This is a genomic window from Nonomuraea sp. NPDC050202 (assembly GCF_040656115.1).
GTDB lineage: Bacteria > Actinomycetota > Actinomycetes > Streptosporangiales > Streptosporangiaceae > Nonomuraea.
In genome coordinates this window covers 111,016-132,082 of the sequence record NZ_JBFALF010000019.1, presented here as the reverse complement: position 1 = coordinate 132,082, position 21,067 = coordinate 111,016, and the positions used below count along the sequence as shown (strand labels likewise).

The following is a 21,067-nucleotide window of genomic DNA, read 5'->3' as shown; positions in this document are numbered from 1 at the left end:
ACCGGGCTCCGGTCTAACCGGTCCCGCGGAACGCGGCGGCGGTCTCCTCGTCGCTCGGCCAGAACGTCTCGATGGCCAGCTCGGACACCGTCACGTCCACCGGCGTGCCGAACGTCGCGATCGTGGTGAACATCGACAGCACCCGGTCCCCGGCCGCGATCCGCAGCGGCACCAGGATGTCGGCGGGCCCGGGCACGTGCGCCACGTTGAGATCCACCCCCGGATAGGTGTAGGAGGCCAGCTCGTCGTGCAGCTCGGCGAGCTGCCCGTTCCCGGACATCTCGGCCTGCCTGCGGAGCTGGTGCAGCAGGTGGGCCCGCACCTCGGCCAGGTTCAGCAGCCGCCCGCCCATCGCCTGCGGGTGCAGCGACAGCCGCATCACGTTGATCGGCTCCCGCAGCAGCTCGGCGGGCACCCCCTCCATGAACATCGCCGCCGCCGCGTTCGCCGCCACCAGGTTCCACGTCGCGTCCACCACGACCGCCGGGTACGGCTCGTGCCCGGCCAGGATCTTGTCCAGCGCCTGCCGGACCACCTCCATCTCGGGGGCGCGTACCTCCCGCTCGGGGTAGACGGGCGCGAACCCGGCCGCCACCAGCAACCTGTTGCGGTGCCGCAGCGGCACCTCCAGCTCCTCGGCCAGTTTCATCACCATCTCGCGGCTCGGGCGGGCGCGGCCCGTCTCCAGAAAACTGATGTGCCGCGCCGACACCTCGGCCTCGATGGCCAGGTCGAGCTGGCTCACCCGCCTGCGCTGGCGCCACGACCGCAGCAACTCACCAAAGGAATCCTCATGTACGGCAACAGCTCCCATGCCGGACACGGTAGCGGGAGGAGGGAAGGGCCTCGATTACCCGCCAGGTAATGCGCGAGGTCCACGCCCTGCTTGCGCGAGGAATCTCCCAGTCCTCGGTAACTGTCGGTCCCGCGTGGCACGATGGCCGCAAGCCAACATGGGAGCGATGCTATGAGTGACGCAGTGGTCGCGATCGGCACCCGCAAGGGCCTGTTCCTCGCCCGCTCGATCGGCGGCGGCCCCTTCCAGATCGAGCCGATCCAGTTCTCCACGGTCGCGATCCCCTCGGTCGCGATCGACACGCGCGGCGCCACACCCCGGCTGCTGGCCGGCATCGAGTACGGCCACTTCGGCCCGTCCGTCATGTACTCCGACGACCTCGGCGCGACGTGGCAGGAGGCCGAGCGGCCGCCGATCGCGTTCCCCGAGAAGACCGGGGCGACGCTGACCAGGGTCTGGCAGCTCGCGCCGTCGCCGTCGGAGCCCGGCGTGGTGTGGGCGGGGGTCGAGCCGGCCGCGCTGTTCCGTTCCGAGGATCGCGGGGCCACCTACCAGCTCGTCGAGGGGCTCTGGGAGCACCCGCACCGCGAGCAGTGGCAGCCGGGCGGCGGCGGCCTGTGCCTGCACACGATCGTCAACCACCCCACCGACCCCGAGCTGGTGGCGGTCGCGGTGTCGGCCGCCGGCTTCTATCGCAGCACCGACGGCGGGCTGTCGTGGGAGGCGGCCAACAAGAACATCCGGGCCCCGTTCATGCCGGAGGGGCAGCAGTACCCGGAGTTCGGGCAGTGCGTGCACAAGGTGTGCATGCACCCGTCCCGGCCGGAGCGGCTCTACCTGCAGCACCATTTCGGCGTCTACCGCAGTGACGACTTCGGCGGGAGCTGGCACGACATCGGCTCGTCGCTGCCGTCGGACTTCGGGTTCCCGATCGTGGTGCACCCGTCGCGGCCCGACACGATCTACGTGCTGCCGCTGACGGCCGACATCGACCGCACGCCGGTCGGCCACCGCTACCAGCCGCACCGCAGCGACGACGCCGGCAAGACCTGGCAGGCGTTCTCGAAGGGGCTGCCCGAGGGGCCGGTGCACGCGACCGTGCTGCGTGACGCGATGACCGCCTCGGAGGCCGGGGTGTTCTTCGGCACCCGCGACGGCGAGGTCTACGGCTCGCGCGACGACGGCGAGACCTGGTCACTGGTCGCCGCCCACCTGCCCGACGTGCTGACCGTGCGTGCGGCGGTGCTCTAGCGCATGGTGTCGACACCGGTGACGATGGTGGTGTTCGTGCTGCCCAGCTCGCTGCGGAGGTGGGTGAGCGGGCGCACGGAGGTCAAGGTCTTCGCCGTCGGCGCCGACCGCGACTCGCCGCCCACCCTGGGCTCGGCACTGGACATGCTGCGGCGTACGCATCCGATGCTGGAGGAGCGGCTGCGCGACGAGTACGGGCGCATCCGCAGGCACATCAGCATGATCGTGTGCGGGGAGAACGCCCACGGGCTCGGCGGGCTCGACTGTGCCCTGCCCCCGGGCGCCAAGGTCTACGTGCTCCCCGCGCTGGCCTGACTGCTCGCCCGAGCGCGGGGTCGCGGCGCTCGGGCGGGCGCTCAGACCTTGCGCCAGCCGGGGATCCAGGCCCCGTCCTCGACGACGTAGTCGCTGAAGAGGGCGGGGGCCTCCTCGCGCATCAGCTCGCCGATGCGCTGGAACAGCAGGCGGATCTCCTCCTCCGCGCCGGCGGCGGTGCGGGCCTCGATCGTGTGCCGCAGCGTGCGCACGTTCGCGGTCCACACCAGCCCGGTCGCCAGGCCCTCGGGGGCGAACCTGCGCATGAACGAGGTGCGGTGCTTCTTCTCGGAGAACGGCACGCCCTCCTCGTCGAGCCCGAAGTGCCCGGCCATCCAGAGCTGGAACTGCTCGAGCTGCTCCAGCACGGCCGTGGCCCGCTTCATCAGCTCCTCGTCGGCCTGCGCCCACTCGGGGAACCAGAACGGCAGCTCGTCGAGCCGGACGAAGCGCAGCGACTCCTGCGAGATGGCCACGCCCGGACGGTGCCGGACCAGCTCGTGCGTCAGGACCCGGCTGACGTTGTGCAGCACGAAGCTGAAGCTGACGTGCTCGAGGACCGACCCGTGCGCGCTGGCCAGGATGTTGCGCAGGTAGTCGTCCTGGTTCTCCCTGATCCTGACCACGTTGGGGTTGAGGCCGGGCTCGAAGGAGCGGTAGCAGAGCCGGCCGGCGAACTCGGCGAGGTTCTGGGCGTCGAGGTCGCCGCGGTCGAGCCGCTCCAGCCAGCTCTCGCCACCGACCTCGCGCAGGTAGCGGGCCAGCTCGTCGTAGTCCAGGGACGGACGGGCGACGATGAAGACCTCGGGTTCGACTGTGCGCATGGGGAGCCCCCGCTCGGATCGGCAGTGTGACGGCCCAAGCAAACCAGGTCACGGCCCCGCGCGCGAGTCGGCGCCCGCCGCCCCCTCTCCATGGTCCGGCGGGCGCCTCACCAGGTCAGCGGCCTGGCGTGCCTCGCGTCAGCAGCGGACGGCGGGCCTGTCGCGGGTCACCAGGTCGGTGTTCCCGTCCGTGCCGTCGAGCCAGACGATGGTGCCGCTGTCCCCCACGGAGAAGTAGTCCTGCAGACCTCTGTTGCAGGAGTGGCGCTGCAGCGACCCGCCGGTGAGCGGCATCTGGAAGATCTTGGCCAGGGTGGCGTTCTCCAGCGTGTCGCCGTCGGGCCACGCGCCGATGGCGACTCTCGTGTCACCGGCGTGGAACCAGACGGGAGACGGCGCGGCCGGACCGTCGGGTACGAGGGCGGTCGTGCCCGTGCCGTCGGCGGCGGCGCGCATGATGGCGTAGCGGCCGTCGGCGTTGGTGTCGACCGTCCAGACGACGTGCCGGCTGAGCATGACCGGCAGGACGCTGTCCGAGGGCAGGTCTCCGGTGCCGGGCATCTCGGGGACGACGGTCTCGGTGCCGGTCGCCAGGTCGTAGATCGCGGGCGTGCTGTGGAAGGCGCCGCCCTCCTCCCAGACGCGGAGGTAGGCCAGCCTGCCGCCCTTGACCGACGGCATGTACCCGCTGACGCCGGCCGCCGCGGTGACCTTGACCGGCGCGGCGTCGCCCCGCTTGATCCAGATCTCCACCTCGCCGCTCGCCGGGTCGAGGCCTTCCCAGGCGATGGCCTCGCCGTCCACGTCCAGCTCGGTGACCAGGTCGGGCGCCTGGTGGACCAGGCGCGGCGGGCTGCTCGCATCCAGCGGGCGGGCGTGGATCCGGAAGGTGGTCATCGCGGTGTCGTACGACGCCCAGACGGCCTGCCCGCCGTCGGTGGCCGGGTAGTAGTTCCACCGGTCGTCCTCCGACAGCGTCACGGGCTTCCCGCCGCGCACGCGCCCGGTGAGGATCCGGGACGGGGCCGCGCCGTCGGGCGAGGAGTTGGAGATCACGTAGCGGTCTCCGGCCACGTCGGGGATGGCGTTGAAGTCGGTGATGCCGTCGATGAGCACGCGGCTGTCGGTGCGGATGGCCCGCTCCCAGCCCGGCCTGATGCCGTGCCGCTCGAACGCCCGCGCGACCGTCAGCCGGTCGCGGGCGGACCAGCCGAGGGCGCGGGCGGCCGACTCGACGGCGCGCCGGCCGTCCGTGAAGTCGTCGAGCGGCGTCATGTACTCGGTCAGCGCCTTGTAGGCGAGCTTGTCGGCCTTCCGGCCGCCGAGCTGCTCCCTGACGTCCCACAGGGCGCCGGAGAAGATGGTGGAGTTGTAGTGCACGCCGCCGTTGTCGAAGCCGACGGTCAGGCCGAGATAGTCCTCGGCGGCCACCCGGGCGTCGTCGAGGTCGCGGCCCGCGCACTCGGCGGGCGGCAGGGTCTTGCACAGGCCCTCGCCCAGCAGGCTCGCGTCGGGGTCGGTCATCGGGATGCCGAGCGCGTCCACCTGGATGGCGTTGCCGAAGTAGTCGGCCAGGCCCTCGTTGATGGCGCCGGACTGGCCGAGGTAGACCAGGTTCGCGCTGTGCTCGATGACGCCGTGGGTCATCTCGTGGCCGACGACGTCGAGGCTTGCGGCGAAGGAGTGGAAGTCGGGGCCGCCCCCGCCGTAGACCATCTTGGTGCCGTCCCAGAAGGCGTTGGCGAACGGCTCGCCCTGCACGGTGACGTTGACGACGGAGTACATGGTGCCGCCCCGGCCGTCGAGGCCGTCACGGCCGAGCCCCCGGTAGTACTCGTACACCTGGCCGGCGCCCCAGTGGGCGTCCACGGCGCCGCTCCCGGTGTGCTCGGGGCCGAAGACGGGGGTCGCCGAGCGGGCCAGTTCCGTGCCGGGCGGGATGCCGGGTTCGAAGAAGTCGAAGACGTCGCGGCCCTGGGCGTCGTAGGTGAGGATCTCGCCGGTGGTGCCGTTCCACATCGAGCGGGAGCGGTCGCGCAGCTCGTAGGCGCCGTCGGCGCGCTGGTAGGCCTCGAGCACGACGTCGCGGCCGTGCGCGGTCCGGCCGCTGCCCTCCACCGGGCCTTCCCTGCGCAGCCGGTCCACGGTGAACAGGGGGCGGCCGGAGTGGGCGTCCACGTACGCGTCGAGCAGCAGCGGCCGCCCGGCGGGCTGCCCAGCGGTCTGCCCAGCGGTCTGCCCGGTGGCGCGCCCGCTGAGCACGACGTGCCAGGCCAGCACGCCCTGGCCGCGCGGCACCACGACCAGCTCGCCGGCCTTCGCCGCGATCCGGGCACGGGCGTCGCGCCGGCGCGGCATCAGGTTGCGGGCGATCTTGGCGGCGGTCTCCGCGGTCACGGCCGGGGTGGGGTCGACGTTCAGCTCGGTGAGGAAGCGGCCACCCGCGCCGACCACCTCGCGCCGGCCGCCGTCGGTGCGGAAGCGCACGAGGTAGTGCGCGCCGAAGACGGGCAGGCCGCGGTGGCGCTGGGCGAACCTGACCGTCTCGTCCCGGCCGTCCACGACGGTCTGGAGCGGGGCGAGGTCGGCGGGGTCGAGGTGGTAGCGGGGGTCGGCCAGGTGCGCCCTGGCCGCCGCGACGGGGTCGCCCGCCTGGGCGGGCTCGGACAGGCCGGAAACCTCCGCGGGCGCCTGCGTGCCCGCCCGGCTCTCCACCTCGGGCGGCGGATCATCGGCCGCGGCCACCCCCGGTACGGACAAAGCCATGCATAACGCAGCGACAAGGGTAACAGGACGCCAGGACACGACACCTCCAGGTGTGCGATGGCTTTCTGGCGCCCCGATCATCACCGGGAAATTGACAAAGAGACAAATCACAATTCGATCAATCCGAATTGGAATGATGGATTTTCCGGCGATTTCGCATGCGGAGTTCACAATCGGTAGATCCGCCGGGCGTTGCCCGAGCCGATCATGTGAGCGATGCGCGCCGCGTCGGACGTGCTCCACTCCCCCGCCGCGATCCTCGCCTCCAGCGCCCCGCCCAGCGCCCGCCGGTAGGTCAGCGCGCCCAGGTAGCCGGTCTCGGCCAAACCCCGGCAGCCCGAGCTGAACAGCTGCTTGTGGAAGGGCGCCAGCTCCAGCAACTCGTCCATGACGCGGGCCGCGGCGGCGGCGCCGTGCGGCAGGGCCAGGCCGACGTCCACGTACACGTGCGGGAAGATCCCCGCCAGATGGGCGGCCTGGCGGTGGAACGGGTAGCAGTGCAGCAGGATCATCGGCACGCCGAGCGGTTGCAGCGCCCCGGCGAACGCGCTCAGCCTGGCCGGGTCGGCGCGGTGCGGCTCGCCCGCCTGCCCGCCGAACCCGGTGTGGAACTGGACCGGCAGCCCCCGCTCCCTGGCCACGTCCACCGCGCTCCAGAGCAGGAACCGCAGCAGCACGTGGTCGGTGAGCGGCTGTTTGGGGTCGGCCAGGCGCCGGTTGGCCGCCGCGATCACCGCCCCCCTGGCGGGGCGGGCGGGGTCGAAGTCGAGGCCGCACAGGGCGCCGATGACGGTCTTGAGCCCGACCGCCCTGGCGGCCCTGGCGGCCAGCTCCTCGCCCAGGTTGTCCAGGTAGTCCACGGCGAGCTCCGCGGTGGCGGCCACGTCGCGCTCGATGCGCTCGATGCGTACGAGCTCGTCGGCGGCGGCGCCACCGTGCCGGCCCATCTCGGCGGCGGTCAGCACCTCCAGATCCTCGTGGGAGGCGTCCACCAGGAACGCCACCACGCCGGCGCCGGCCAGCAGCCGCCGGTTCACCTCGGCCGCCCCCAGCTCGGCGCGGCGGGCCAGGTAGACGGCCGGCGGCGCGTGCGGCTCCAGGTCGAGCAGCGGCGCGCACCAGCGGCGCACGGCCACGCCGAACGGCGTGTCGAAGTGGGTGGTGCCGGGCGGCGCGGGGCTGCCGCCCTCGCCGCTGAGCAGCTCGAACTGCGCTCTGCTCAGGTCGTCCCGCCGCACCCCGTGACAGTGATGGTCGACGAGCGGGGCGAGCAGCGCGTCACGCACCGTGCCGGGCAGGTCTACGGGGAGCATGCGGGAACTCTAGGGGAGCCCCGCACGCCCCCGCCCGGGTTTTGCCTACCTGCGGGACAGACGTAGCACGTTCGCGATGATCTTCGCGCCCGCGCCGCCCTCCTGGGTCAGGATCGACTCGGGGTGAAACTGCACGGCGAAGCGCCGCCGTGCGGGGTCCTCGATCGCCATGACGTTGCCGTCGGGCGTCAGCGCGGTCGGGGTGAAGCCGACCACGCCGGGCCGCTTGGCGTGCAGCGAGTGGTAGCGGGCCGCGGTGAACTCCTCGGGCAGCCCCTCCAGCAGCGCGCTGTCGCCGAGCCTGCCGACCTGGCCGCGCTTGCCGTGCTCGGGGTAGTCGAGCAGCTCCAGCGTGCCGCCGGCGTGCTCGACCATGGCCTGCAGGCCCAGGCAGACGCCGAAGACGGGCAGGTCGCGGGCGTAGACCTGGTCGAGCAGGGCGGAGATGCCGAAGTCGGTCGGCCAGCCGGGGCCGGGCGAGAGCACGACCAGGTCGGGCGCGATCTCGTCGAGCATGGCGACCGGGAAGCCGTGGCGCAGCGTCACGACGTCGGCGCCCTCCTGGCGGAAGTAGTCGGCCAGCGTGTTGACGAAGGAGTCCTCGTGGTCGACGAGCAGGACCTTCATGCCCAGGCCGGGCTGCTCCCTGGGCTCGGGCCCCTTCACGGCCTCGGGCTGGTTGACCGTGGCCAGGGCGCCGAGCAGGGCGCTGGCCTTGAGCTCGGTCTCGCGCTCCTCGGCCTCGGGGTCGCTGTCGAACAGCAGCGTGGCGCCGGCCCTGACGGTGGCGACGCCGTTCTTGATCTGCGCGGTACGCAGGGTCAGGCCGGTGTTCATGGAGCCGTCGAAGCCGATGAAGCCGATGGCGCCGCCGTACCAGCGGCGGGTGGTGGCCTCGTGGTCCTCGATGAACTGCATGGCCCAGGTCTTGGGCGCGCCGGTGACCGTGACGGCCCACATGTGGGTGAGGAAGGCGTCGAGCGCGTCGAACCCGGGGCGCAGCCGGCCCTCGATGTGGTCGACGGTGTGGATCAGGCGGGAGTACAGCTCGATCTGGCGGCGGCCGATGACCTTGACGGTGCCGGGGACGCAGATGCGCGACTTGTCGTTGCGGTCGACGTCGGTGCACATGGTCAGCTCCGACTCCTCCTTCACGCTCGAAAGGAGGGTGCGGATGGCCTCGGCGTCCTCGACCGGGTTGCTGCCACGGGCGATCGTGCCCGAGATGGGGCAGGTCTCGACGCGGTCGCCGGTGACGCGGACGTACATCTCGGGTGAGGCGCCGACGAGGTGCTCGCCCTCGCCGAGGCTGATGATGAACTCGTACGGGGCGGGGTTGCTGTGGCGCAGGCCGCGGTAGAAGGCGGACGGGTCGGTGCAGGTGGCGTGGAAGACCTGGCCGGGCACGACCTCGAACAGGTCGCCGCGCTTGAACTTCTCCTTGGCGGCCGCCACGACCTTGGCGTACTCGCCCTTCTCCGGGTTCTTCGGCAGCTCGGCGGGCGTGACCGGCGGGGCGGAGGTGCCGGTGCGCTCCAGGCCGCGGGTGGTGGCGCCGTCGACGGTGAACTCGTAGCGGTATTCGAAGCTGGTCTCCCGCTGCCGGTCGATCACGACCAGCCGGTCGGGCAGGTGCAGCACGAGGTCGCGCTGGTCGTCGGGGCGGACGAGCTCCTGCCTGATGGGCTCGAACTGGAAGGCCAGGTCGTAGCCGAAGGCGCCGTAGAGCCCGAGGTGCGGGTCGTCGCCGGCGAAGGCGGCGATGACCTCGCGGATCGCGGTGAACACGGTGGGCCTGCGGCTGCGCATCTCCTCCGGCAGCAGGTCCGCGGGGTCCTTGCCCGGCTCCGCCACGAACACCTCGACGCGGTCGGCGGTGGGCTCGGTGACCGGCTTGCCCGCGGCCAGCAGGCAGGAGGTGACGGCGGGCAGCACGACCCTGCCTCGCTCGTTGAGCGCGGTGGCCGAGATGTTGCGGCCCTTGGCGACCAGTTCCAGGCACGGATCGACGTAGCCGAACGCCCATCGGCTGTAGCGGCCCGGGTAGTCCATGCCGGAGGAGAAGGCGCCGCCGCGCCGCTCCGACAGGGCCGTCACGATCTCTTCGAGGGCGGCCTCGTCCACCTCGCGTGTCTCGCGCTCGACACCGATGCCCCCGGCGGTGGTATATCCGCTCGTCTCCACTTGCTGCCCCTTTACCACATCAAATGATCGAGCCCCGGGGCGGACACGAGAAAGGCCGCCTATCCGGGGCGGCCGTCCGTTGAAGGAATGCGAAACACGCGCCGCCTAGGAGCGGCGCCACCACTGGAGCTGAGCGTGAGTTCGCATGCCGTCCAGACTAACCGGCCGACCATGATCGCGCAACGCGACGCGCCCACCCGGTTGCGAGGGTTTCAATACAGGGCTGTACTGTATTCGTACGAGGCCGAAAGGAGCCCCCATGACGCCGACCGAGGCGATCGTGCTGCCCACCGGGCGGCCCACGCCGTTCGATCCGCCCGCCGAGCTGGGCGAGCTGCGCGAGAGCCGGCCGATCACCCGGCTGGCCTACCCCGACGGGCACCAGGGCTGGCTGGTGACCAGCCACGCGCTGGTCCGCGAGGTGCTGGCCGACCGCCGCTTCAGCGCGCGGTCCGAGCTGCGGCACCTGCCCATGGACTCCGGCGGGCAGGCCGGCCGGCCGGCGCCGCCCGGGATGTTCATCTCGACCGACCCGCCCGTGCACACCCGCTACCGGCACCTGCTCACCGGCGAGTTCACCGTGCGCAGGATGCGGCAGCTCGCCGAGCGGATCGAGGAGATCACCCGCATCCACCTCGACGCCATGGAGCGGCAGGGTCCCCCCGCCGACCTGGTGGCGGCGTTCACGGCGCCGGTCCCCGCCGTGGTGATCTGCGAGCTGCTCGGCGTGCCGGAGCAGGACCGCGAGCGGTTCATGGCGCAGAGCACCACCCTCATGCGCGCGGACGTCCCGCACGAGGAGAAGATCGCGGCCTACCTCGCGATGCAGGCGCACATGAAGGAGCTGGTGCTCGCCAAGCGGGCCGCGCCCACCGACGACATGCTCAGCGGGCTGACCACGAGCGACCTGACCGACGAGGAGCTGGCCAACATCGGCTTCATGCTGCTCGGCGCGGGCCTGGACACCACGGCCAACATGCTCGCCCTGGGCACCTTCGCGCTGCTGCGGCACCCCGGGCAGCTCGCCGTGCTGCGCTCGGAGCCGGGCAGGGCGGACCAGGTGGTGGAGGAGCTGCTGCGCTATCTCAGCGTCGTGCCCTTCCTCGTCCGCACCGCGCTGGAGGACGTGGAGCTGGGCGGCGAGCTGGTCAGTGCCGGGGAGTCGGTCACGATCTCGATCGCGGCGGGCAACCGCGACCCCGGCCGCTTCGCCGACCCCGACCGGCTGGAGCTGCTCAGGGCGAGCGGCGGGCACGTGGCGTTCGGCCACGGCGTGCACCAGTGCCTGGGCCAGCAGCTCGCGCGGGTGGAGATGCGGGCGGGCTTCACGGCGCTGTTCGAGCGGTTCCCGTCGCTGCGGCTGGCCGTCGAGCCCGGGGAGGTGCCGCTCCGTACCGACATGCTCATCTACGGCGTGCACCGCCTGCCCGTGACCTGGGACGCGGGTCAATAGACTCCTGCCTGACCGCACGACGAGATGGTGACGCGAGGGGCATGACCGAGCAGCAGGACCTGACGACCGGCGGCACGCGAGCCGCGCGCCCACCGGGCCGTCCGCGCAGCCAGGAGGCCGATCTGGCCATCCTGTCGGCCGCGCTCGACCTGCTGGTCGAGCAGGGCGCGGCGCTGACCAGCATCGAGCAGGTGGCCAGGCGGGCCGGGGTGACGCGGGCGACGGTCTACCGCCGCTTCGCCGACAAGACCGCGCTGCTGGTGCGGGCGCTGGAGTGGGCCAACCACGACCACGACCCCGGCTTCACCGGCTGGCCCGACCTGGAGCACATGTTCGGCGACTGGGCGGCCTACCTGGCGGTGCCGCGCCACCGCCGCCTGCTGCGCCGCCTGTACGGCAGCGTCGACGACTACCCGGAGCTGGTGAGCACGTACCGGATGGTCAACGGCGGGCGGCGGGCGGCCGTGGTGCGCGAGACGCTCTGCCGGGCGCGCGACCTCGGGCAGCTCCCCCGGGACGTGGACGTGGACGTGGTGCAGCGGATGCTGACCGGCGCGGTGCTCCACGAGATCGGCGTCCAGCCCGACCGGGAGGACGCCGAGGCGATCGCGGCGCACTTCCTGGAGATCATGAAGCAGGTCGGTTACCGTCCGACAGGGACCGCCAAACCCTGATATTTCAGCTGACCAGATTACATTTCAGCCCGCAAAGTAACTTTTCACGACACCTCTTGCTTTCCGAACAAGATCTCTTCACCCTTCTCGACAGAGGCGTAAAGATCACCTCTCCCCGTGTCGTGAAGGAGAGACAGTGCCCCACACCCCCCGCTTACGCGCGGTCCTCACCGGGATCGCGACCGTCGCCGGCCTGCTGGTCCCGCAGGCCGCGGCACAGGCGGCGCCGGATCCCGGCAAGATCCACGCAACGGTCCAGGCCCGCCTGGACCAGGCTGACAAGGCCACCTTCTGGGTGCGGATGAAGGGCGAGGCCGACCTGAGCGGCGCCCGCCGCGCCCTGACCAAGGAGGCGAAGGCCGAGCTGGTCTTCGAGGCCAAGTCCGAGCAGGCGGACTCCTCCCAGCAGGGCCTGCGCAAGCTGCTCGACTCCCACCACGCCGACTACACCCCGTTCTGGATCGTCAACGCGGTCCAGGTGACCGCCGGCGAGAAGCTGGCCGCCGAGATCGCGAACCTGCCCGAGGTCGAGCGGATCGACCCGGTCCGCACGCTCACCCTGCCCAAGCCCGTCGCGGGCCCCGCCCAGGCCAGGGTGAAGGCCGCGGACGCGGCGACCTCGGACGGCGCCGTGGAATGGAACATCGACCGCGTCGGCGCCCCGCGCGTCTGGGACGAGCTGGGCAACCGCGGCGAGGGCATCGTGGTCGCCAACATCGACTCGGGCGTCCAGTTCGACCATCCTGACCTGGCCGCGAGCTACCGGGGCAGGAACCCCGACGGCACCTACACCCACGACTACAACTGGTACGACCCGGCGGGCATCTGCCCGGCGGCGGCGCCCTGCGACAACAACGACCACGGCACGCACGTCATGGGCACCATGGTCGGCGCGAACGGCATCGGCGTGGCGCCCGGCGCCAAGTGGGTCGCCGTCAAGGGCTGCGAGGTCAACACCTGCACCGACTCCTCCCTGCTGAAGGCCGGTGAGTGGGTGGTGCGGCCGACCGACCTCAACGGGCGGAACCCGCGGCCCGACCTGGCGCCGGACATCGTCAACAACTCCTGGGGCGGCGACGGGTTCGACCCGTTCTACAAGGAGGTCGTGGACTCCTGGCTCGCGGCCGGCATCTTCCCCGCCTTCTCCAACGGCAACGAGGGTCCCGCCTGCGACACCAGCGGCTCCCCCGGCCAGTACCAGAGCGCGTACAGCTCGGGCGCCTTCGACGTCAACAACGCGCTCTACGCGCGCTCCAGCAAGGGCGAGGGCGAGAACGGCGAGATCAAGCCGAACATCGCCGCCCCCGGCGTCAACGTGCGCTCCTCGATCCCCGGCGGCCACGACAGCTTCACCGGCACGTCGATGGCCTCGCCGCACGTGGCGGCCACGGTGGCGCTGATCTGGTCGGGCTCGCCGGGGCTGCAGGGCGACGTGGCGGCCACCCGGCCGCTGCTGGACGGCACCGCCGTGGACGTCGGCGACACCAGTTGCGGCGGCACCGCGGCCGACAACAACATCTGGGGCGAGGGCAGGCTGGACACCTACGCCGCCGTGCTGGCCGCGCCCGACGAGGGGCTGGGCGACGTGTCCGGCACGGTGACGGCGGGCGGCGAGCCGGTGTCCGGCGTGACGGTCACGGTGGCCGGCCCGATGACCCGCACCATGGTCACCGGCGCCGACGGCCGGTACGCCATCCCGCGCCTGCTGGCCGGCGAGTACGAGCTCAGCGCGGCGAAGTTCGGCTACGCCACCGCCACCGCCACCGTCACGATCACCGCCGAGCAGGCCGCGACCGCGGACGTGCCGATGACGCTGCTGCCCACGGGCGTGGTGTCGGGCACGGTCACCACGGCCGGCACGCCGGAGCGCAACGCGACGGTCCAGGCCGCCGGCACGCCGGTGAGCGCGGTGACCGACGCGTCGGGACGGTACTCGATGACCCTGCCGCACGGCTCGTACGAGCTGGCGGTCACGCCCGCCTCCCGCTGCTCCAGCGCCGCGACGGCGCCGGTGACGGTGGCCGGTGACGTGTCCAGGGACATCGAGCTGCCGCTGCGCGGCGACAACTTCGGCTACACGTGCGGGAGCGGCGCCCAGGAGTACGTGGCCGGCACCGAGAAGCTGGCGCTGACCGGCGACGACGAGGCGCAGCAGGTGACGCTGCCGTTCCCGGTCCCGTTCTACGGCACGGGGTACACCAAGGCGTGGATCGGCACGAACGGGTTCGTCACGTTCGCCGCGGACCGGGTCACGACCGGCAGCAACAGCCGCCTGCCGGCCCCTGGCACGCCCAACAACGCCGTCTACCCCTTCTGGGACGACCTCATCGTGGACGCCCAGGCCGGGATCCACACAGCCGTGGCGGGCACGGCGCCGCACCGCACGTTCGTGGTGGAGTGGCGCAACGTCACCTTCTACAACGAGGGCGCGCAGCGGGTGTCGTTCTCGGCGCTGCTGGGCGAGGACGGCTCGATCGGCTTCCGGTACAAGGACGTCGAGAGCGAGCGCGACCGGGGCGGCAGCGCCACGATCGGCGTCGAGAACGCGGCCGGCAACGACGCGCTGCTGTACTCCCACGAGGAGCCGGTCCTGGCGACCGGGCAGGGCCTGGCGTTCACGGCCAGCAGGCACGGCCTGGTCACCGGCAAGGTCACCGACGCCAACGACGGCGACCCGATCGGCGGGGCGACGGTGAAGGTGGGCGACGTGGCCACGTTGACGACCGCCGCGGACGGCACGTTCTACGGGCAGGTGCTGGCCGGCGACTACGAGGTCGTGGTGTCCAAGGAGCATTACGGCACGTTCACCCAGCAGGTCACGGTGGCCGCGACGGCGGTGACGCGGATCGACACGGCGCTGGTCACGGGCCGGGTGAGCGCGTCGACGGCCGAGCTGACCGTGGTGATGCCGGCCGAGTCGAGCCGGACGCGGACGGTGGAGCTGACGAACCTGGGCTCGCCGACGCCGTACACGGTGACCGGCGAGCCGTGGTTCACGGTGACGCCGGCGGCCGGCGAACTGGCCAAGGGGCAGGCGGTGAGCCTGAAGGTGGCGCTGTCCAGCGCCGGGGTCGCGCCGGGCACGTTCCGCGAGGGCAAGCTGCTGATCAAGTCGGCCAGCGGCAGGCAACCCACGATCGAGGTGAAGGTGACGGTCGTGGTGCCCAAGCACCAGGTGGCCATCGACACGGCGGCCACGAGGAACTTCGTGGACGCCGCCGGTGACACCTGGACGCCGGACAGGCGGTACGTCCAGGGCGGCTACGGCTACCTGACCAGCCAGAACCGCACGCAGAGCACGTCCAGGACGATCACCGGCACGGCGGACCAGGCGCTGTTCAGGACGGCCAGGGAGTCGATGCTGGAGTACCGGTTCGACAACGTGCCGGCCGGGACGTACACGGTCGAGCTGAACTTCGCCGAGATCAGGAACATGCGGATGGGCCAGCGCGTGTTCGACGTCCTGGTCGAGGGGCAGCTCGCGATCCCGGCGCTCGACCTGGCGCTGGAGTCGGGCACGTACACGGCGGTGACCAGGCAGTACACGGTGAAGGTGACCGACGGGCAGCTCAACGTGCGCTTCGCGACCCGGCAGGGCGCGACGATCGTGAACGGGCTGCGCATCTCGGAGCGCCCTGACAAGGCGACCTCCTAGGACGGGTGGCGGGCCCGCCTCGCGATCGTCACGTGGGGCGGGCCCGCGACATCCATGAACCGCGCTCGCACGAAGAAGGGAGGCAGGCAACACCCTTCGAAGGAGAGATCTGATGCGTAAGCAACTGGCGCTCGCCGTAGCGGTGCTCGGCGCGGGCGCGGTGGTGGCGGCCTCGCCCGCGCAGGCCCACAACCGCGCCGACGGGCCGCGCGTCGCCGGCCTGACCACGGCCGGCGAGCTGGTGACGTTCGACGCCGGCAACCCGAAGAGCGTGAACCGGGTGGGCAGGATCAGCGGGCTCAAGGACGACATGAAGGTCGTCGGCATCGACTACCGGGTGCAGAACGGCAAGCTGTACGCGGTGGGCGACAGGGGCGGCGTCTACACGGTGGACAGCAGGGCCAAGGCGAGCAAGGTGTCCCAGCTCACCGTGGCGCTGGACGGCCGGTCCTTCGGCGTCGACTTCAACCCGGCCGCCAACCGGCTGCGCGTGATCAGCGACACCGGCCAGAACCTGCGGCACAACCTGGACGACCCGAACGGCGCGCCCGCCGCGGGCCAGACCGCCACCGACGGCCCGCTCACCAACCCGCCCGTCCCGCCCGCGACCGCCGGGGCGACCGCGCTCGGCGTGACCGGCGCCGGCTACACCAACAACGACCTCGACGCGGCCACCGCGACCACGCTGTTCGACGTGGACACGACGGCCGACCAGGTCTCCGCGCAGTCGCCGGCCAACGCGGGCAACCTGGCGCCGACCGGCAAGCTGGGCGTGGACCCAGTGATCAACGCCGCTACGGACGCGGGGTTCGACGTCCACAGTCAGCGCAAGAAGGGCGTGACGGTGTCGAACACCGGCTACGCCACGCTCAAGGTGGACGGCGCGTACCGCTTCTTCACGGTGGACGTGCTGACCGGCGCCGCCACGGTGGTTGGAACGTTCCCGGCCGGCCACCAGGTCAGCGACATCGCGGTCCAGCTCGGCTGACGGCGCCGTGGCCCAAGCAGTGGCCCAGCGGTGGCCCAGCAACGGCCCGGCAGTGGCCCGGCAGTGGCCCCGGCAGTGGCGCTGCCTGGGCTACCGCACCTCGGGCCGCTTATGTTACTGGTTGGTATATGAGACGCGTACGGCTCCAGCGTGATCTACCGGTGCCGATGCCCGACGGCGTGAGGCTGCTGGCCGACCACTACGCCCCCGCGGGCGGGGAGCGGGCCCCCGTCATCCTGGTGCGCTCCCCGTACGGCCGGCGCGGCCTGTTCGGCTGGTTCTACGGCCGCGGGTTCGCCCGGCAGGGCTTCCACGTCGTCATCCAGAGCTGCCGGGGCGGTTTCGGCTCCGGCGGCCTGCTGGACCCGCTCGGCGACGAGCACGAGGACGGCCTGGCCACCGTGGCGTGGCTGCGTAAGCAGCCCTGGTACGGTGGCTCGTTCGCGATGTTCGGCCCCTCCTATCTCGGCTATGCGCAGTGGGCCGTCGCGCCCTACGCCGGATCGGAGCTCAAGGCCATGGCCCTGCAGATCACCGCCTCCCAGTTCAGGGACGCGGCGTACGTGGGCGGCGCGTTCGCGCTGGAGTCGGCGCTGAGCTGGACCACGCTCACCGACGGCATGTCGCGCCGCTTCGGCGGCGCCTCGGTGCTGACCGCGCCCCGGCTCACCCGCAGGGCGGTCCTGTCGGGCCGTCCCGTGGCGGAGCTCGACCTGGCCTCGGCGGGGCGGCCGCTGCCGTTCTACCGGGACCTCCTCACGCATCACGGCGACCCCGCCGCGCCGTACTGGGACAAGCGCGACTTCTCCGCCAAGGTGGGCGAGGTGGAAGCCGCGGTCACCATGCTGGGCGGCTGGTACGACGTGTTCCTGCCCTGGCAGCTCAAGGACTACGCGGCGCTGCGGGCGGCGGGCCGGCGGCCGTACCTGACGATCGGGCCCTGGTACCACATCGACGCCCGGCACGGCCGGCCGACGATGACCGAGGCGTCGGCCTGGTTCCGCGCGCACCTGCTCGGCGACCGGTCGCTGCTGCGCCCCGACCCGGTGCGGATCTACGTGACGGGGGCCGAGGAGTGGCGCGACCACCCCGACTGGCCGGTGCCCGGCATGCGGGAGCAGCGCTGGCACCTGCAGCACGGGTTCGGGCTCGGCGTCGAGGGGCCGCTGGAGGCGGAGCCGGACCGCTTCCGCTACCACCCGTCCCATCCGACGCCGTCGATCGGCGGCCCCGTCCTGCTGGGCGACTCCAGGCCGCGCGACCAGCGGCGGCTGGAGCAGCGCCGCGACGTGCTGGTCTACAGCTCGCCGGCGCTGGAGTCGGACGTGGAGATGGTCGGCCCGGTACGCGCGGAGCTGTTCGTGCGCTCCAGCACCCCGTCCGCGGACGTGGTCGTGCGGGTGTGCGACGTGCACCCGGACGGGCGCTCCATGAACGTGTGCGAGGGCGTGCGCCGCCTCGGCGGCGGTCAGAACGGCGTGCGCCGGGTGGACGTGGACCTGTGGCCGATGGCGCACCGGTTCCGCCGCGGCCACCGGATCAGGGTGCACGTGGCGGCGGGGGCGTACCCGGCGATCGCCCGCAACCACGGCACCGGCGACCTCCTCGGCGCGGGCGGCACGATGGCGCCCGCCGACGTCGAGGTCTTCCACTCCCCCGACCGCCCCTCCGCCGTGGTGCTGCCGCTGTGCGCGCCTCACGCTTGATGTCGCTGGTCCTGCTGCTGCAGGGCCGGGGCGGGATGACGGCGGCCGAGCTGGCCAGGGAGCTGGAGGTCTCCGAGCGCACGGTGCACCGCGACGTGCTGGCGCTGTCGGAGGCGGGCGTGCCGGTCTACGCCGACCGGGGGCGGGGCGGCGGCTACCGCCTGCTCGACGGGTACCGCACCCGGCTGACCGGGCTGGACAGGGCCGAGGCGGAGGCGCTGTTCCTGTCGGGGGTGCCGGCGGCGCTGCGCGAGATGGGGCTGCAGGACGTGGCGGCCACGGCCAGGCTGAAGGCGGCCGCCGCGCTGTCGCCCGCGCTGCGGGACGCGCCGGCGACCGCGGCGCAGCGCTTCCACCTGGACGCGCCCGGCTGGTTCGCGGGCGGCGACCCGCCGCCGGCCGCGCTGGGGGCGCTGGCCAGGGCCGTGTGGCGGGACCGGCGCGTCTCGGCCGTCTACAAGGACAACCCGCGGGTGCTGGAGCCGTACGGGCTGGTGCTCAAGGCGGGGGTCTGGTACCTGGCGGCGCGGCACCGGACCCGCTTCCTGATCTTCCGGGTGCACCGGTTCGGCGAGATCTCGGTGCTGGAGGAGCAGTTCGACCGGGATCCGGGCTTCGACCTGGCGGCCTTCTGGGCCGAGCAGGCGGCGGGGTTCGCCCGGTCGCTGCTGCGGGAGGTGATCACGCTGCGGCTCAGCGAGCGGGGACGGTGGATGTTGCGGCACGTCGCCGACCCGGCCGCGCTGGAGGACGCGCTGGCCTCGCTCCAGCCCGACGGGACCGTGCGGCTGGCGGTGGAGTCGGTGCCGGTGGCGTTCTCGCAGGTGCTGCGGTTCGGGCCGGAGGCGGAGGTGCTGGACCCGCCGGAGCTGCGGGCGATGGTCGCCGAGGCCGCCGCCCGCATGGCCCGGCTCTACCGGTAGTCCTTCCAGGTGCTCTCCCCGTTCCGCTCGCGGACCTCGGTGATGTAGCTCCACACGCGCGGGCGGCTGCCGTCCACGTCGGTCACGCCGTACGCCTGCGCCAGCTCCTCGCTCGTGACCGATCTGCCGGACCAGCGCTGCCTGTCCGGGTCCCGGGCCAGGGCCGCCACGCCTCTGCCCAGGTAGGCGGGGGTCTCGGAGACCATCCAGGTCGGGTCCGCCTCGGCCTCGCGCCAGTTGTCCTCGGTGACGCCGAAGTTGTCCAGCATGGCCTCCGAGCGCAGGAAGCCCGGCGTCACGGCCAGCCCGGTGCCCCCGTACGGGCGCAGCTCGTTCGACCAGGCGAAGCCCAGCCGGTTGACCGACATCTTGGCCAGGTCGTAGTAGACGTTCTCGCGGTAGCGGGTCTGGTTGAACTCCCAGGTGCCGTCGGTGACCTCGACCACCAGGCCGCCCTCGTGCTCGATGAGCAGCGGCAGCAGGTGGCGGGCGCTGATGAGGTGGGTCTCGACGGCCAGCCGCAGCAGCCGCAGTCCCTTGTCCTGGTCGTGCCGCCAGACCGGGGTGTTCCACGACCACAAATGGTCGCTGCCCCACACGTCGTTGACCAGCACGTCGAGCCGGCCCTGCTCGCCGCGTACGCGCTCGGCCAGGGCCGCGACCTGGTCCGGTTCCAGGAAGTCGGTACGGGCCGGGATGCCGGTGCCGCCGGCCGCGGTGACCAGCTCGGCCGTCTCCTCGATGGTCTCCGGCCGGTTCATCTCCGAGCGCCCCTCCCGGGTGCTGCGGCCGGTGCAGTAGACGGTCGCGCCGGCCGCGCCGAGCGCCACCGCGATGCCCCGTCCCGTTCCGCGGGTCGCGCCCGCCACCAATGCGATCATGCGGCCCATCGTGCCCGGGAAAGCCGACACCTCATGTCATGTTTTTCGGTGACCCCCTGTGATAAGTAGGGAATTACTATGAACGGCGAATTCGAGCTCCGCGGGGTCAACCACGTCGCGCTGGTCTGCTCGGACATGAAGCAGACCGTCGACTTCTACTCCGGCGTGCTGGGCATGCCGCTGATCAAGACCATCGAGCTGCCGATGGGCTGGGGGCAGCACTTCTTCTTCGACTGCGGGGGCGGCAACGCGCTGGCCTTCTTCTGGTTCCCCGACGCGCCCGACGGCGTGCCCGGCGTGTCGGCGCCGAAGAACCTGCCCGACCGCGGCGAGCTGCTGTCGGCCGTCGGCTCGATGAACCACATCGCCTTCGACGTGCCGCCGGAGAAGATCGAGGAGTACCGCGACCGGCTCGTCGCCAAGGGCATCGACGTGGGCGTGCTGCTCAACCACGACGACAGCGAGTTCGGCGTGGCGCCCGAGCCGCACGACGGCGTGTTCGTCAGGTCGATCTACTTCAAGGACCCCGACGGGATCCTGGTCGAGTTCGCCGCCTGGACCCGGCGGGTGGGGCGGCCCGGCGACGTACGGCACGAGCCCAGGACCGCGGCGGACCGGACCGTGTGATGGCGCGCCTGCGCCGGGTGCCGCGCGAGGAGATGACCGACCCGGTCGTCCAGTTCTTCCACGACCGGCTGATCCTGCCCGGCGGCGGGGGCACCGCCACCGGCTCGCCGGGCGACTGGTGGGAGGTGTTCGCGCTCGACCCGAAGATCTTCCGGCACTGCGTCAAGGGTTTCGAGCTCTACCGGGGCACCGCGCTGGACCCGGTGCTGCGCGAGCTGGGGCAGGTCAGGGCCGGGTGGGCGCGGCAGAGCCAGTTCGTCTACTCCCAGCACTGCAAGCAGCTTCGGGCGCTCGGCGTGCCGGAGGAGAAGGTGCGGGCGGTCGCGCACTGGGCGGTCAGCGACCTGTTCGACGAGCTGGAGCGGGCGGTGCTGGCCTACACCGACGCCCTGGTGCTGGACGGCGGGCGGGTGCACGACGAGGTGTTCGGCGTGCTCATGCGGCACCTGCCCGACGAGCAGATCCTGGAGCTGACGTACGTGACGTGCCTGTACGAGATGCACGCCACAATGGCGCGGGCGCTGCGGCTGGAGTTCGACGACCGGCCCGACCCGATCGTGGAGGTGCCGGCGCCCGACGGGTACGGCGCCCGGGACATCGCCGAGGACCTGACCATTCGTCGCGAGTAATCGACCGCCTGCCGATCGGCGATGCCGTTCACCGGTGCCTCTCGTTAGGGTTTCGGCTGGTCCGCGCGGTGCGCCCGTCTCA

16 protein-coding genes are annotated in these 21,067 nt (G+C 72.1%); 10 read left to right on the top strand and 6 right to left on the bottom strand.

Going from position 1 to position 21,067, the window contains the following annotated elements:
- Window positions 1-13: 13 nt before the first annotated feature.
- The gene (locus AB0I79_RS38155; RefSeq protein ID WP_357884238.1) at window positions 14-814 is read right to left on the bottom strand and encodes a helix-turn-helix transcriptional regulator; all 801 of its coding nucleotides are present in this window, start codon (window positions 812-814) and stop codon (window positions 14-16) included.
- A 153-nt stretch (window positions 815-967) separates the two neighbouring features.
- Between AB0I79_RS38155 and AB0I79_RS38150 the strand changes: the two genes are divergently transcribed.
- Together AB0I79_RS38150 and AB0I79_RS38145 are read left to right on the top strand one after the other, a co-directional pair.
- Window positions 968-2,047 (top strand): exo-alpha-sialidase, encoded by a 1,080-nt coding sequence (locus tag AB0I79_RS38150; protein WP_357884236.1) that lies wholly within the window; start codon window positions 968-970, stop codon window positions 2,045-2,047.
- 3 nt (window positions 2,048-2,050) lie between these two features.
- Window positions 2,051-2,362: a hypothetical protein gene (locus tag AB0I79_RS38145; protein WP_357884234.1), complete on the top strand. Its 312-nt coding sequence runs from the start codon at window positions 2,051-2,053 to the stop codon at window positions 2,360-2,362.
- 41 nt (window positions 2,363-2,403) lie between these two features.
- On the opposite strand, the gene thyX is transcribed toward AB0I79_RS38145, so the two are convergent.
- The 4 genes from thyX to AB0I79_RS38125 all read right to left on the bottom strand — a co-directional run bounded on the left by thyX (window position 2,404) and on the right by AB0I79_RS38125 (window position 9,449).
- Entirely contained in the window at window positions 2,404-3,186 is a 783-nt protein-coding gene (thyX, locus tag AB0I79_RS38140) for an FAD-dependent thymidylate synthase (protein ID WP_357884232.1), read from the bottom strand.
- A gap of 138 nt (window positions 3,187-3,324) precedes the next feature.
- On the bottom strand, window positions 3,325-5,952 hold the full coding sequence (locus tag AB0I79_RS38135; protein WP_357884230.1) for a M4 family metallopeptidase: 2,628 nt from the start codon (window positions 5,950-5,952) through the stop codon (window positions 3,325-3,327).
- 167 nt (window positions 5,953-6,119) lie between these two features.
- Window positions 6,120-7,265 carry an amidohydrolase family protein gene (locus AB0I79_RS38130; RefSeq protein ID WP_357884228.1) on the bottom strand — a complete coding sequence of 382 codons (1,146 nt, stop codon included), beginning with the start codon at window positions 7,263-7,265 and terminating at the stop codon, window positions 6,120-6,122.
- Between the two features lie 45 nt (window positions 7,266-7,310).
- Window positions 7,311-9,449 (bottom strand): anthranilate synthase component I, encoded by a 2,139-nt coding sequence (locus AB0I79_RS38125; RefSeq protein ID WP_357884226.1) that lies wholly within the window; start codon window positions 9,447-9,449, stop codon window positions 7,311-7,313.
- Window positions 9,450-9,708: 259 nt separating this feature from the next.
- Between AB0I79_RS38125 and AB0I79_RS38120 the strand changes: the two genes are divergently transcribed.
- From AB0I79_RS38120 to AB0I79_RS38095, 6 genes are all read left to right on the top strand, one after another.
- Window positions 9,709-10,902 (top strand): cytochrome P450, encoded by a 1,194-nt coding sequence (locus AB0I79_RS38120; RefSeq protein ID WP_357884224.1) that lies wholly within the window; start codon window positions 9,709-9,711, stop codon window positions 10,900-10,902.
- Between the two features lie 41 nt (window positions 10,903-10,943).
- Window positions 10,944-11,576, top strand: coding sequence for a TetR/AcrR family transcriptional regulator (locus AB0I79_RS38115; protein ID WP_357884222.1), 633 nt, complete (start codon window positions 10,944-10,946; stop codon window positions 11,574-11,576).
- Window positions 11,577-11,712: 136 nt separating this feature from the next.
- The gene (locus AB0I79_RS38110) at window positions 11,713-15,231 is read left to right on the top strand and encodes a S8 family serine peptidase (RefSeq protein ID WP_357884220.1); all 3,519 of its coding nucleotides are present in this window, start codon (window positions 11,713-11,715) and stop codon (window positions 15,229-15,231) included.
- Between the two features lie 112 nt (window positions 15,232-15,343).
- Window positions 15,344-16,219, top strand: a complete 876-nt coding sequence (locus tag AB0I79_RS38105) for a DUF4394 domain-containing protein (RefSeq protein WP_357884218.1) — start codon at window positions 15,344-15,346, stop codon at window positions 16,217-16,219.
- A 128-nt stretch (window positions 16,220-16,347) separates the two neighbouring features.
- On the top strand, window positions 16,348-17,925 hold the full coding sequence (locus tag AB0I79_RS38100; protein ID WP_357884216.1) for a CocE/NonD family hydrolase: 1,578 nt from the start codon (window positions 16,348-16,350) through the stop codon (window positions 17,923-17,925).
- The gene (locus tag AB0I79_RS38095; protein ID WP_357884214.1) at window positions 17,907-18,848 is read left to right on the top strand and encodes a WYL domain-containing protein; all 942 of its coding nucleotides are present in this window, start codon (window positions 17,907-17,909) and stop codon (window positions 18,846-18,848) included. The genes AB0I79_RS38100 and AB0I79_RS38095 overlap by 19 nt, the downstream gene beginning before the upstream one ends.
- On the opposite strand, the gene AB0I79_RS38090 is transcribed toward AB0I79_RS38095, so the two are convergent.
- Complete coding sequence (locus tag AB0I79_RS38090; RefSeq protein WP_357884212.1) at window positions 18,839-19,729, bottom strand: SDR family oxidoreductase; 891 nt, start codon at window positions 19,727-19,729, stop codon at window positions 18,839-18,841. The two genes, AB0I79_RS38095 and AB0I79_RS38090, sit on opposite strands and share 10 nt — an antisense overlap.
- Window positions 19,730-19,807: 78 nt before the next feature.
- Between AB0I79_RS38090 and AB0I79_RS38085 the strand changes: the two genes are divergently transcribed.
- Window positions 19,808-20,356, top strand: coding sequence for a VOC family protein (locus tag AB0I79_RS38085; protein ID WP_357884210.1), 549 nt, complete (start codon window positions 19,808-19,810; stop codon window positions 20,354-20,356).
- Window positions 20,356-20,985 carry a carboxymuconolactone decarboxylase family protein gene (locus AB0I79_RS38080; protein ID WP_357884208.1) on the top strand — a complete coding sequence of 210 codons (630 nt, stop codon included), beginning with the start codon at window positions 20,356-20,358 and terminating at the stop codon, window positions 20,983-20,985. Before AB0I79_RS38085 ends, AB0I79_RS38080 begins: the two co-directional genes overlap by 1 nt.
- Window positions 20,986-21,067: the final 82 nt, after the last annotated feature.